The 12798-nt window shown below is 42.6% G+C and carries 12 protein-coding genes and 1 tRNA gene; 6 read left to right on the top strand and 7 right to left on the bottom strand.

All coding sequences use genetic code 11. The features are described from left to right. Positions 1-13 precede the first annotated feature (13 nt). A complete protein-coding gene (locus tag BMZ56_RS14715; RefSeq protein WP_090628014.1) occupies positions 14-1117 on the top strand; it encodes a Wzz/FepE/Etk N-terminal domain-containing protein in 1104 nt (367 codons plus the stop codon). Here the strand turns inward: BMZ56_RS14715 and BMZ56_RS14710 are convergent. From BMZ56_RS14710 to BMZ56_RS14700, 3 genes are read right to left on the bottom strand one after another with little or no spacing between them, the layout of a single operon-like run. Beyond that, positions 1095-2315, bottom strand: coding sequence for a bifunctional 3,4-dihydroxy-2-butanone-4-phosphate synthase/GTP cyclohydrolase II (locus BMZ56_RS14710; protein WP_090628013.1), 1221 nt, complete (start codon positions 2313-2315; stop codon positions 1095-1097). The genes BMZ56_RS14715 and BMZ56_RS14710 overlap by 23 nt on opposite strands. Before the next feature lie 36 nt (positions 2316-2351). Beyond that, complete coding sequence (locus tag BMZ56_RS14705; RefSeq protein WP_090628011.1) at positions 2352-3878, bottom strand: LptF/LptG family permease; 1527 nt, start codon at positions 3876-3878, stop codon at positions 2352-2354. A gap of 43 nt (positions 3879-3921) precedes the next feature. Next, positions 3922-4299: an START-like domain-containing protein gene (locus BMZ56_RS14700; RefSeq protein ID WP_090628010.1), complete on the bottom strand. Its 378-nt coding sequence runs from the start codon at positions 4297-4299 to the stop codon at positions 3922-3924. A 99-nt stretch (positions 4300-4398) separates the two neighbouring features. Here BMZ56_RS14700 and BMZ56_RS14695 point away from each other — a divergent pair. The 5 genes from BMZ56_RS14695 to BMZ56_RS14675 all read left to right on the top strand — a co-directional run bounded on the left by BMZ56_RS14695 (position 4399) and on the right by BMZ56_RS14675 (position 9742). Beyond that, positions 4399-4472: transfer RNA gene (locus BMZ56_RS14695), tRNA-Met, on the top strand. 422 nt (positions 4473-4894) lie between these two features. Continuing rightward, positions 4895-5608, top strand: a complete 714-nt coding sequence (locus BMZ56_RS14690) for a hypothetical protein (RefSeq protein WP_090628008.1) — start codon at positions 4895-4897, stop codon at positions 5606-5608. A gap of 26 nt (positions 5609-5634) precedes the next feature. Then, positions 5635-6429, top strand: coding sequence for a methyltransferase domain-containing protein (locus tag BMZ56_RS14685; RefSeq protein ID WP_090628007.1), 795 nt, complete (start codon positions 5635-5637; stop codon positions 6427-6429). A gap of 5 nt (positions 6430-6434) precedes the next feature. Further along, positions 6435-8582 (top strand): sensor histidine kinase, encoded by a 2148-nt coding sequence (locus tag BMZ56_RS14680; RefSeq protein WP_090628005.1) that lies wholly within the window; start codon positions 6435-6437, stop codon positions 8580-8582. A gap of 74 nt (positions 8583-8656) precedes the next feature. Further along, positions 8657-9742: a hybrid sensor histidine kinase/response regulator gene (locus BMZ56_RS14675; protein ID WP_090628004.1), complete on the top strand. Its 1086-nt coding sequence runs from the start codon at positions 8657-8659 to the stop codon at positions 9740-9742. A 22-nt stretch (positions 9743-9764) separates the two neighbouring features. Here the strand turns inward: BMZ56_RS14675 and BMZ56_RS14670 are convergent, their stop codons facing one another. From BMZ56_RS14670 to rpsI, 4 genes are all read right to left on the bottom strand, one after another. Continuing rightward, a complete protein-coding gene (locus BMZ56_RS14670) occupies positions 9765-10226 on the bottom strand; it encodes a response regulator (protein ID WP_177195160.1) in 462 nt (153 codons plus the stop codon). 335 nt (positions 10227-10561) lie between these two features. Next, positions 10562-11401 carry a translation elongation factor Ts gene (gene tsf, locus BMZ56_RS14665; RefSeq protein WP_090628000.1) on the bottom strand — a complete coding sequence of 280 codons (840 nt, stop codon included), beginning with the start codon at positions 11399-11401 and terminating at the stop codon, positions 10562-10564. Between the two features lie 108 nt (positions 11402-11509). Then, positions 11510-12382, bottom strand: coding sequence for a 30S ribosomal protein S2 (rpsB, locus tag BMZ56_RS14660; protein ID WP_090627998.1), 873 nt, complete (start codon positions 12380-12382; stop codon positions 11510-11512). A 21-nt stretch (positions 12383-12403) separates the two neighbouring features. After that, the gene (gene rpsI, locus BMZ56_RS14655) at positions 12404-12790 is read right to left on the bottom strand and encodes a 30S ribosomal protein S9 (protein WP_090627997.1); all 387 of its coding nucleotides are present in this window, start codon (positions 12788-12790) and stop codon (positions 12404-12406) included. Between the last annotated feature and the right edge of the window lie 8 nt (positions 12791-12798).

Here is a 12798-nt window from a genome sequence, read left to right as displayed (position 1 = left end):
GGTGTAGTTGATAATGACTGACAACAAACAATCTGGTGCTTCACAAGGACAACGCGACGATATCAACCTGAGGGAATTGATTGTAAAGATCAACGGTTTGTTTGGCTATCTTATAGGTAATTGGGTAGTTATTCTTGTGGTTGGACTCTTATTCGGTGGCATGGTATTCGTGTATTCGCTCACCAAGAAAACTAATTATACGGCCAAACTAAGTTTTATTTTGGACGAACAAAGTGGTAGTTCGAGCGGTACGTTGGGAGCTGCGGCAAGCATCGCCGCCCAATTCGGATTCAATCTCGGAGGATTGAGCGGTTCCGGCGGTTTCTTTCAAGGAGATAATATCATCGAATTTCTGAAATCGCGGTCAATGATTGATAAGACATTGCTTACTGAGGTGGAATTCAGCGGGAAAAAGGACTTATTGGTTAATCGGTATATAGCTTGCTATGGATTGCGGAAAAAGTGGGCGGACAACGTTCGGTTAAGGGACATCCAATTCAGAGATACTGTCGGTATTTACACGCAGGATAGCTTGATGGCTGAATTTTACAAGTCGATTTTGAAACGCGATCTTGACATTGGTAAACTTGATAAAAAAAATAATAATATCCTTGTTGTGAAGATGGAAACGCCGGACGAGGTGTTTTCGAAAGCATTTGTGGAGACCTTAATTAAGAATGCCTCGGATTTCTATATCCGCACGAGAACGCAGAAGGCCGAAGAAAATTTGGCGGTGCTGACACATCAGGTCGATTCCGTCCGAAAGGAGCTTGATGCAGCCATCGGGAACGTGGCCGCAGCAACTGACGCCAATCCCAATCCTAATCGTGCGCTCCAGCGTCTTCGTGTAGGTTCCCAACGACGAACGGTGGATGTACAGGCAAATACGGCGATATTAACGGAATTGGTCAAAAACCAAGAATTAGCCAAAATAACACTGCGAAACGAAAGGCCCGTCATTCAAATCTTGGATAAGCCGATATTGCCGCTTGAGGATGATAAAATTGGTAAAATCACTGCTGTCGTTGTCGGTACCTTATTAGGGGCATTTCTAACTTGTTTGGTTTTGGTATTTCGACATATTTATCGCAAGGTCATGGAAGCGGATCCTTCATAATGGTATGCCCCATTCGATCCCGCTTCGTTCGCAAATATTGCTCGTTGTAAGGGTTGGATACGATTTCTATGGGTACATTTTCAACAATCTCTAATCCATATCCGATAAGCCCCGCACGTTTTGTCGGATTATTGCTCATTAAGCGCATTTTGGTCACACCTAAGTCTCGTAATATTTGTGCGCCGATGCCATAATCTCGATGGTCTGGTTTAAAACCTAATTTCAGATTTGCGTCAACTGTATCCAACCCATTTTCCTGAAGATTATAGGCGTGTAGTTTGTTAATGAGCCCGATTCCCCGGCCTTCTTGATTCATGTATACCACAACTCCTTTACCCTCTTCTTCAATCATTTGCATTGCCCGGTGCAGCTGTGGCCCACAATCGCAACGGCAGGATCCGAATATATCGCCCGTAACGCAAGAGCTGTGTACACGTACCAATATCGGCTCATCAGGAGCCCACTCTCCCTTGTAAAGCGCAATGTGTTGTTCGCCCGTATTTTTTTGACTATAAGCCATCAAATTGAATTGGCCCCACTGGGTTGGCATGTTGACAGAAACTTCGCGCGTAATAAGCGTATCCTTGGTGAGCCGATATTCGATCAAATCCTTAATCGAGATGATTTTTAGATCAAAGTGGTTGGCCACTTGGATCAAATCAGGTAGGCGGGCCATTTCGCCGTCTTCTTTGAGGATTTCAACCAATACGCCCGCAGGTTCAAATCCTGCAAGTCGAGCAAGGTCCACTGCCGCCTCGGTATGCCCAGCGCGCCGCAACACCCCTCCATCTTTGGCGATCAGGGGGAAGATATGCCCGGGCCGCCCAAATTCTTCGGGCTTTATATCCGGATTAATTAAGGCCTTAATAGTCTTCGATCTGTCTGAAGCAGAAATTCCTGTAGTACATCCATACCCTTGTAGATCTACAGAAACAGTGAAATTGGTTTCATATACCGCAGTGTTGTTTCCAACCATCAAATTTAGATCGAGTGCTTTACAGCGCTCTTCTGTAAGCGGAACACATACCAACCCTCTGCCATAAGCAGCCATGAAATTAATAATTTCGGGGGTGGCATTCCGGGCAGCTGTGACGAAATCGCCTTCATTTTCACGGGCTTCGTCATCGACGACAATAACTACTTTTCCTAATTTTATATCTTCGATTGCTTCTTCAATTGTATTTAAGGTAACATTCATTTAATATGCTTTAAAACACATGCAAAATTACGGTTCTCAGGGTGATAATGTATAATCGTCTTGTAAAGATTTGCGTCGTTTCGGCTGCGCAGTCTGGCGATTACGGATGCCAAGTTTAACTTTTACCCATAGCCATAGCTTTTCGGTTTTCAGTCGATATTGCTCGATATCAAACAAGGCGGAGTCCGTTGCAGCTTTGTAGGCTAAGAAAATGGCTAAGGGCGATAGGACAAAGATCGACATCCACATACCCCAGAAGGTATCAATATTGCCTTCTTTCGCTGATTTTTCACTCACAGTAGAGATAATGTGATAAATTAGGAAAAAGATGATGGCCATCACTACGGGAAGACCTAAACCTCCTTTTCGGATAATCGCCCCTAATGGTGCGCCAATACAGAATAATAGAAGACAGGATACCGCTAAGGTGAATTTACGTTGAAATTCTATGTTGTAGCGGATATCTTTGTCGCGGTAAAATGTGTCTTCGCTCGCCTTAATGTTCAGTACATCCTTAATATACCTCATTTGGTTCATGGCGTTGCTAATGGCCATATTACGCTTATCGGCAGGAATAATGTCCGCGAAATTTTCACGGTATTCCGCAGCAGGGACAGTTGGCGACTGGGACTGGGTACTATCTTTTATCTTATAGTAGTCGTTAAAATAATAATAGTAGGATTTTATCTCGCGAAATACCGTATTCCGGAGGCTATCCATCTGTATGGCATTTGAATCAGTATAATGCCTTAGCTGTTTTAGATTGAGCATCATATGATGACTCTTAAAAAGGTTTTCGTCGGTACGTTTCCATTCGAACGCAGACATATCAAATTTCTGTTCGGTTTCATCAAAATAAAACCGGGTAAATTGTTGGCGGGGATTATATACTTTAGCGTTTCTCGCTCTGCTGTCCTCATAACGTACGCCGTCTTTGAGCTTGAGAATCATCGTATTGTTATCTGGCGAATTGTAAATATATCCCTCTTTCGCCAACAGCACGTTGCTGGCCGTACTACTTGATTTATGGTCATAAATCATTAGATCATATAGGATTTTTCCATCTTTACTTTTCCCCTTTGCGCGGATGGAATATCCGGGAATTGTATTATTAAAAACACCAGGTTTAACCAAAAAATCAGTTTGCTTAATCCGTACATCATAAAGCAAAGCGCCCATTTTAAGGTTAACAACGGGCAAGATGTAGTCGCTAAACAAGAATGCGCCGCCGCTAAATAATCCAACAAGGATGAAAAGTGGAGTCATGGCTTTTCGAAGAGAAATCCCAGCAGCTTTGATCGCTACCAATTCATAACTTTCGCCCAGATTGCCGAATGTCATAATGGACGAAAGCAACATGGAAAGCGGCATCGCCATGGATATCTGCACGGCCGACTGATAAGCCAATAGCTTGAGGATTACATACCATTCGAACCCCTTTCCAATCAAATCATCAATGTATTTGAAGAGAAATAACATCAGCAATACAAACATCACGATAAGAAACGTGACGATGAATGGCCTGATGAATGACTTGAGGATAAGAAGATGGATTTTTTTCATCAGTAATCACCACAAAAAACCTTACATACAAAGGTAGGATTTTTTAGGCACCGATTACACTTTGTAGGTATTCTATTTGGTTATTCCAAATTAGCTTGCGATCATCGAGGTTGTCTTCCCAAGCGAAATCGGTAATGGCTAATGCTACGTCATTGGTGAGTTCATCTTGTATAATCTCCATTTCGAAATAATAGGGATCGTCGTCCAGCCATTTATATTTCACTAACTTATTTTCCTTAGCAGTAATCAGCTTGGCATTATGTTGCTCGTCGTCCCAGCTAAATTCATAAATCCCGTCCTTATAAACCACGTCATCGGCAAACCATTGTGTCAATGCGTTGGGTTCATGTAGAAAGGAAAATAAGATTTTCGGTGACGATTTAATTTCGTATTCCAAATGGAATTTGGTCTTTTCTGCCATACTAATTGTAATAATATGCGTATAATCTGCGTTTTACGTACTTTGTTAACTTTTTTTCTAAAGAAAGGTAAAATAAACTATATTTGCAAACTAAATTTTGGCGGGGTAGCTCAGATGGTTAGAGCGTAGGATTCATAACCCTAAGGTCGGCAGTTCGATCCTGCTCCCCGCTACCGATAACAGCCGAAGGATGCGAAAAACACTGCCTTCGGCTGTTTTAGTTAGTTTTGTATCAGTGGCGTCACTACCAATTGGCAAATTCCCCGATTATTCAGTGCGGTTCTAAGTGAAATTAGTGTTTACAGTTTAGGCGCTAAGCTGTCTAAAATTTAGCTATCCGATGAGTTATTGGCGGAAGAATGTTTTATTTAACTTAATAGCTTAAACGAATTATTATTTTATGTAATTTTAAGTTTCTTTTGAACGCCTTCGTTAAGTAGTTCAATTTATCATCATGACAGCGAGTTTTGGCCAACGCTTTTTATTTGCCAAAACGTTGCCGACGTTTTGGCAAATAAAATAGATTTATAACTTTACATGCATCAAAAAATTGACTTACCAAACTGGGTAGATTTGAAATGGTCCCGGTGTATTTATGATTCGGATACGAACGTTCATAGCGCCTGACGACCAAACGGCGTGTGAGAAATTTATTGTTGGACACCGGAAATTGCTTGAGATTTACGGTATTTCGAAGATCACCTCCAATCGGCACGATTGGGTGGACGACCGGCGTACTATTGTGATTTTGGTAGAGGATACGGATACCAAGAAAGTATATGGTGGGGCGAGGGTGCAATTGGTGAGTGAAGGCCGTTCGTTGCCTATTGAAACTGCTATCGGGCGCTACGACGAGAATATTTATCATATGATCGCTGAAGACGAACAACGCGGAGGGACATGTGAGATCTGCGGACTTTGGAATTCAAGAGAAGTGGCCGGTATGGGGATTGGAAGTTATATACTATCACGGGTGGGAGTAGCGATAACCAAGCAGCTTCCAGTGGTCAGTTTATTTGTGCTTTGTGCACCTATTACCGTAAAAATGGGATTGCGGTTAGGGTGTACGGTGGAGCGGGAATTGGGTAATAATGGACTATTTTACTACCCGAAGGATGATTTGGTGGCTACCGTAATGCGGATGACGAATGTCGACGATTTATCCAGAGCTACTGAATTGGAGCGAAACAAAATAATGTTATTACGGGCTAATCCACATCAGTTCCTGGCAGAGCGAGGGCCGAAAGGAACATTCGATGTAGAATATGACTTGGCTATTCCGAATGCCGGCATGTGGCAAAAGCAGTAAACGATAATTTCTTTATAGCGAAAGCAATGTCAGAACAACTTTACAATCCGGATTACTTGGCGGAGACTCAGCGACTCCTGGAAGAATTGAAGTACAGTACCTATACTCCCTTTTTGTCGATTTCCGGAAGGATGGTCGAAGTGGGGTGTGGCACGGGAGATGATGCGATCAATATCGCAAAAGCTACAGCTGGTAATGGGCTGGAAGTGTTTGGGCTGGATGCTTCTGAGGTTATGATCCAGGAAGCTAATTCCAGGCAATCAAAGGCGAACGATAAAGGAATCCCGGAGGATCAGATGACGAATGTCCGGTTTATGATCGGGAATGCAAGTCACCTGCCATTTGAAGATGGTGCACTTTCTGGGCTGCGGGCAGAAAGATTGGTGCAGCATCTGCCAAACCCGGAGGAGGTGTTTGCGGAATTTTACCGCACGCTGGTGGCCGGATCGCCACTAGTGGTAGTGGAGACCGACTGGAATAGTATTTCATTTTACAATGGTGATCCGAGAGTAACGCAGCGGTTGAGGAACTATTTAACCGAGAGGAATGTGAAGAATGGCAATGCAGCTGCGACGTTGATACACGACTTGCAGGCAGCAGGCTTCTCGGATGTAGCTGTTCGGCTTTGGCCGTTGGCTTCCCGTTCGCTTGAGCAATGTGTTCAATTATTGCGGTTTGATGTGGTGCTGACTGCTATGCAGGATGCGGGCGAGCTGACCGCAGATGAGGCGCAGACTCTTATGAACGCACTAAGGGTTGCGGATGATAGGGGGCAGTTTATTTGTTCTATTAACCTTATTGTAGTGTCTGCAAAGCGGTAAAAGTTATGGTAAAGCCTCTTTACACGGTTTTTCTGCTCGTGGCACTTCCGTTTATTGTCGTGGGTCAGGCCGTTGTCTTGGGCAATGAGGGTAAGCGACCTATCGGGAGTGATGATCTACTGGTGTATAAGTCGGATACATACATTTCCATTGACTCGGCATTGAATAAGCCATTTAACCGCCCGGATGCTGATATACCCAACCTGGGATCAACCCGTGGACAGGCCTGGGTGATGTTTGCCGTTGAAAACGCCGGAAGGGAAGCTAATCATATATTGAAACTCGCCAACCCAAATTATGATGAAGTAGTAGTTTATCGGTTTTTACCGAACATGGAACTTGAAGAGCGATTGATGATCAGTAAGAACGTGCCTTTCGGCGATCGAAAATATCAAGATCCGAATTATTTATTTGATCTGAAGGTACCTCCAGGTGAGCAACGTTTTTTTTATATATCGGTAAAAAGCCGAACACCATTAATAATTCCAATGTCTATTCTGCTTCCCGAGCAATATATCAATACGGCTACGGATGAGCAAATGCTGTCTGGTATCTATATTGGCGTTATTCTTATTATGGCTGTATATAACTTCTTGCTGTTCTTATCAGTGCTGGACAGGAGTTATCTGTACTATGTTGGTTATGTACTTGCTATTGGATTGACGCAGATGGGCTTGAAAGGTGTGAACTTTCAATTTCTATGGTCGGACAGTCCCGATTTCGAACGATTGAGTGTTGTTCTTTTCGCATCGATTGCTGGAATAGCGGCCCTGATTTTTACAATTAATTTTCTGGAGATCAAAACCTATTTTCGCCGGATCCACGTTTTGCTCTTAGGGCTTGTTATTCTGTTTTGTGTTGCGATCGTGGTGTTGGCATTTGATAATTACCTAGCGTTTATGATCATGCAGTCGGCTACGACACTTACAGCAGTAAGCGTGCTGATTGTAGCGGTATACGTAGCTTATAATCGTCCGAAAGCAACACAGGCGCGCTTTTTTGTCTCGGCGTGGTCGGTGCTTTTGGTAGGGTCGTTGATTTTCATGCTGAAGGACTATGGGCTGTTACCCTATAACACATTTACGGTTTATTCCGTGCAGGCGGCTTCGGCGATTGAAATGGCCTTACTGTCGTTTGCGTTGGCCGACAAAATCAACGTGTATAAAAAAGAAAAGGAAGAATCTCAGGAGCAGGCGCTTTTGACACTGAAAGAGAACGAACGTTTGGTGCGTGAACAAAATGTGGTACTCGAGCAACGGGTGCAGGAACGTACGCATGCGCTGCAGGAAACCAATACGTCATTGCAAGATGCACTTAACCATTTGAAAGAGACTCAGGCCCAACTGGTTGAAGCGGAAAAAATGGCATCGTTAGGGCAACTAACTGCAGGCGTTGCTCACGAGATTAATAACCCAATTAATTTTGTAACGTCCAATGTCGCACCGTTGAAACGGGATATCCGGATCGTCTGGGACGCCATGGAAGCCATTCAGCGGGTAGCGCTATCGGATCTGCCTGTCAACGAAAAGGAGCATCAGATAAATAGCTACAAGGAAGAGCAGGATATTGAATATCTGAAAACTGAAATTGACTTTTTACTCAAGGGAATGCATGATGGTGCCAATCGAACAGCTGAAATTGTGAAAAGTTTGCGCATCTTCTCGCGAGTTGATGAGGACTCATTGAAATTTGCAGATATCAACGAAGGGCTGGACTCTACCCTGGTGATTCTTAATAGCGTGATACGGGAGGGAATACACGTGGACAGGCAATATGCAAAATTACCAATGGTGGAATGTTACCCGGGTAAATTGAATCAGGTATTTTTGAATATCATTACAAATGCGATTTATGCGATCAATAAGAAATTTAACGGAAATAGCGGAGGGATTTTAGAAATTTGTACCGTAGCGGACGGCGAAAATGTTTCTATATCCATCCAAGACAACGGGACGGGAATGCCCCAAGATATAAAAGAAAAGATATTCGAACCCTTTTTTACGACGAAGGAAGTTGGAGAGGGAACCGGATTAGGCATGTCTATCGTATACAACACGATAAAGAAGCATAAGGGCGAAATTACAATCGAATCGCAGGTAGGCGAGGGGACAAAATTCACAATAGTGATACCTATTATACAACAAAATGGGTAGGTGCTGTTCGTGGGAATTATTTTATACTTAATTTTGTTTGAAATTACATTGGCCGTATAGGTTTCCTTTATTTTATGCATAAATCTCCGGAAATACTTTATATTGATGATGAGGCCAACAACCTGATTAGTTTTAAAGCTACGTTTAGATATCGTTACCCGATATACACGGCTATCAATACCGATGAGGCACGCCAGATATTGCAGTCAAATCCGAATATCCAGGTTATCTTCTGCGATCAGCGAATGCCAGGAGAGACCGGAATTGATTTTTTGAACGATATAAAACGCCATTTTCCACGACCCGTACGAATACTGTTGACCGCATATGCAGACATGGAAACGATAGTAGGTGCTGTCAATAGAGGCCATATATTTAGATTTGTTCGTAAGCCTTGGATGGAGGAGGAAATCATTTCCTCTATCGAGGAAGCCAATAAGTTTTATATTGCGAATTCCATGTTAGATATTCGAAATGAGGAACTTCAAAAGGCTTATGACGAACTTGATAAATTTGCTTACAGTGTGAGTCACGATCTCCGCGATCCGTTAACGGGAGTGTTATCTGCCATTAAATTGGCATTGGAGTATGATTCTCCAGCGCGGATCCATGAAATTCTGGCACTCATGGAAAGTTCGGTGTTAAAACTTAATTCGTATATTAACAGCCTTCATGATTATTACCTATTAAAGCGGGGTGAACTCACTTTCATAGAAATCGATTTCGATGGATTGTTTGCCTATTTTAAAGACTTTTACAGCATCTATACTCGAAGTAACAACGTTGAATTTCGAATCAGCAGCCATCAGCAACAAGAATTTAAGAGTGATGAAACAGCGTTAAAACTCATCCTGCATAACTTGTTGTCCAATGCGTTTAAATATCAAAAGAAGGATGCCGATAAAAAACTGGTTGAATTATCGGTGGTCGTGGAAAGCGGTAAAGCACTCATAAAGGTTAGCGACACTGGAATTGGAATTGCGGTTGAGGATATCGATGATATTTTTAAGTTGTTTTTTCGCGGAAGTGACCAAGCAGAAGGTACGGGTTTCGGTCTTTATAACGTTAAGAGCGCGTTGATTAAGCTTCAAGGTGAAATAGACGTCAATTCGATAGAGGGAAAAGGGACAACATTTACCGTGATGATACCAAATAAATAACGTGAGTTTTACTATATGTTGATTATGAAAGTAGCTTTTGTCTAAGCAGGAATTCTAATTGTTCGTTGGTGACTTCGAGTTGGGAAAATGACTCTGTTATTTTTTTTCGCTCGGCATAAATTTCATAGGCTCGTTGAATTGTGCTGCTTAGTTCTTCTTCGCTCCACGGTTTACTTAAATAATGGAATATTTTTCCTTTGTTTACTGCATCTACAACCGCACTCATGTCGGCGTAGCCAGTGAGTAAAATCCGCATGGGCTCGGGATTAATTTTAATGATTTCTTCCAATAGTTCCACCCCTGTCATTTGCGGCATCCGCTGATCGGTAATGATTATATCTATCGGCTTTTCTTTTACAAGTTGCAAGGCTTGACTACCATTTAACGCAGTATAAACCGTATATTTCAGACGGAATGTGGCCTTAAAAGAAATTAAATTGTTCTCTTCATCATCCACGTATAATACTGAAATCTTCGTTTCCATATCCAGCTAATTTAATCTGGGAGATAATTATTTAGTAAACTTGTAAAAATTTATTGTGCTGTTTTCTGATAAGAATACGAAATGCCCGTATTCCAAAATTCCAAGTTACTAAACTATCGTTAAAAAAACAATAATAGTTAATATTTAATCCAATAGGATTAAACAGTGTAATAAATTTTATTCGGCGATAAAATAGTTAAAGACAGTCGTGGTTATCCAAGGATTAAGCCGGAAGGATAAACTTCAAACCTCCTTAAATTGGGATTTAAGGAGGTTTGAGTTATTTCAACGCCCGTGCAGGGCTTTGGGGTGAACCACGCATGATCAGCGCTCTCTTAAGCCCCCAATTGCACTCTTTTGAATACCGTAACAGTCAATCCTTTAGAAATACTATCTAAAAACTGAGCGATGTTTTTAGATGAATCTTTTACAAATTCTTGATTCAACAGAGTTGACTCTTTGTAAAATTTGTTGAGTTTGCCCTGGGCAATTTTTTCAACCATTTCTTCCGGTTTGCCTTCTGCACGGATTTGTTCCTTCGCAATTTCCAGTTCCCGTTCAATGGTACGCGAATCGACATCAGCTTTATCAATTGCTACCGGATTCATCGCTGCAATTTGCATAGCTACATCTTTACCTGCTTCATCCGTGCCATCTGCTGCTTGATTAAGCCCCACCAATACGCCGAGTCGATAATTTCCGTGTATGTAAGCGACTACCTTTTCCGCTTCAATGGTTTCGTACTTGGAAACATCTATTTTTTCTCCGATTTTACCGGTTTGATCAAGCAGTAGGTCCGTAATTTTGACACCGTTTATTTCCAATTGCTTTAACGCCTCAAGCGAGGTAGGAGCTTGGGAAACAGCTACATCAGCTATGCTTTCGCCAAATGCAATAAAATCCGCATTTTTGGCTACAAAGTCTGTTTCGCAATTCAGTTCGATAATCACACCTTTCTTGCCATCTAAGGTGGTCTTCGCAATCACGACGCCTTCGTTTGAATCTCTGTCTTGGCGGCTCGCGGCCACTTTAGCACCTTTCTTACGTAAATAATCGATGGCGGCCTCGAAATTGCCATTGGCTTCAATCAATGCCTTTTTGCAATCCATCATGCCCGCCCCCGTTTGTTGGCGTAGCTTGTTTACATCTGATGCTGAAATTTGTACTGTGGACATTTTATTATTTCCTTTTTGTAATTTACCCTTAAGTTATCTTTGGAATACACAATTTAACGAAAAAAAAACCGGATGGTATTGGAGCACCATCCGGTTTCTATAATGTAATTATTCTCCGTCTGGTGTGTTGTCTGCTTCGGTCGCTATTTCAGCCTCTGCTTTTTTGCGCGGACGTTTTCCGGAAGCATCTGTGTCGGTCTTTGTTTCTTCTGCTGTAGCCTCGGGCTCTTCGCCGCTATCTATCCGTGCTTTAGCAGCAGCCGCTTCCCGCTCAGCTTCTTCTTCTTTATCCCGTTTGCGCTCTTCGAGTCCCTCCTGGATAGCCTTTCCGATAATTTCCGTGATGAGGCTAATGGATTTGGTAGCGTCATCGTTGGATGGGATCGGGAAATCAATGTTAGTGGGATCGGAGTTCGTATCCACCATTGCGAAAGTCGGAATATTCAATTTCAGGGCTTCACTCACCGCTATGTGTTCCTTCTTAACGTCGATGATAAACAATGCAGCTGGTAAACGGTTCAGATCGGCAATGCCGCCCAATAAGTTTTCCAACTTAATGCGCTCGCGTTGGATCATCAATTTCTCTTTTTTCGATAGAACTGAATAGGTGCCATCTTTGGTCATCTTGTCGATGTTCGCCATTTTCTTGATAGACTTACGCACCGTGGCGAAGTTAGTAAGCATGCCACCTAACCAGCGCTCAGTCACAAACGGCATGTTTACAGTTTTAGCTTGCGCCGCAACGATATCTTTCGCTTGTTTTTTTGTTGCGACAAACAATACTTTTCTCCCTGACTTAACCACTTGCTTGATTGCAGACGCTGCTTCTTCAAGCTTGATAAGTGTTTTATTTAAATCGATAATGTGGATACCATTGCGTTCCATGAAAATGTATTTGGCCATTTTCGGATCCCATTTACGGGTAAGGTGGCCGAAGTGTACACCTGCATCCAGCAATTCTTGATATGTCGTTCTTGCCATTTTCTGTTTCTCCTTAAAAAATTAACGTTTACTGAATTGGAATCTCCTGCGCGCTTTGCGGCGTCCGGGTTTTTTACGCTCCACCATACGGTCGTCGCGTGTTACCAGTCCTTTGGACCTGAGTGCAGACTTAACTTCCGGATCGAGCTCGATAAGTGCTTTGGCGATCGCCAAACGAACGGCTTCGGCTTGTCCTTTGATGCCTCCTCCGGCCACGTTAACTTTTACATCGTAATTTCCGGCAGCGCCAGCTACTTCTGTGCTTTGGGTCACGATGTATTGTAATGGCAATGTTGGGAAATACTCTTTATAGTCTTTACCGTTTACGGTAATATTGCCGCTGCCAGCAGATAAATAAATGCGGGCAACCGCAGTTTTCCTTCTTCCTGAAGTGTTAGTTGTTGACATTTCTTTGC

It is taken from the genome of Parapedobacter indicus (assembly GCF_900113765.1).
GTDB classification, from domain to species: Bacteria; Bacteroidota; Bacteroidia; order Sphingobacteriales; family Sphingobacteriaceae; genus Parapedobacter; species Parapedobacter indicus.
The sequence above is the reverse complement of the archived record's forward strand: the minus strand, read 5'-3'. Positions and strand labels throughout refer to the sequence as shown.

What these genes read in the sequence shown, in the direction of transcription:
- rpsB (WP_090627998.1), bottom strand. Translation starts at nt 12,382, where the DNA reads ATGGCAAGAACGACATATCAAGAATTGCTGGATGCAGGTGTACACTTC.
- tsf (WP_090628000.1), bottom strand. Translation starts at nt 11,401, where the DNA reads ATGTCCACAGTACAAATTTCAGCATCAGATGTAAACAAGCTACGCCAA.
- BMZ56_RS14690 (WP_090628008.1), top strand. Translation starts at nt 4,895, where the DNA reads ATGATTCGGATACGAACGTTCATAGCGCCTGACGACCAAACGGCGTGT.
- BMZ56_RS14705 (WP_090628011.1), bottom strand. Translation starts at nt 3,878, where the DNA reads ATGAAAAAAATCCATCTTCTTATCCTCAAGTCATTCATCAGGCCATTC.
- rpsI (WP_090627997.1), bottom strand. Translation starts at nt 12,790, where the DNA reads ATGTCAACAACTAACACTTCAGGAAGAAGGAAAACTGCGGTTGCCCGC.
- BMZ56_RS14715 (WP_090628014.1), top strand. Translation starts at nt 14, where the DNA reads ATGACTGACAACAAACAATCTGGTGCTTCACAAGGACAACGCGACGAT.
- BMZ56_RS14670 (WP_177195160.1), bottom strand. Translation starts at nt 10,226, where the DNA reads ATGGAAACGAAGATTTCAGTATTATACGTGGATGATGAAGAGAACAAT.
- BMZ56_RS14680 (WP_090628005.1), top strand. Translation starts at nt 6,435, where the DNA reads ATGGTAAAGCCTCTTTACACGGTTTTTCTGCTCGTGGCACTTCCGTTT.
- BMZ56_RS14710 (WP_090628013.1), bottom strand. Translation starts at nt 2,315, where the DNA reads ATGAATGTTACCTTAAATACAATTGAAGAAGCAATCGAAGATATAAAA.
- BMZ56_RS14700 (WP_090628010.1), bottom strand. Translation starts at nt 4,299, where the DNA reads ATGGCAGAAAAGACCAAATTCCATTTGGAATACGAAATTAAATCGTCA.
- BMZ56_RS14685 (WP_090628007.1), top strand. Translation starts at nt 5,635, where the DNA reads ATGTCAGAACAACTTTACAATCCGGATTACTTGGCGGAGACTCAGCGA.
- BMZ56_RS14675 (WP_090628004.1), top strand. Translation starts at nt 8,657, where the DNA reads ATGCATAAATCTCCGGAAATACTTTATATTGATGATGAGGCCAACAAC.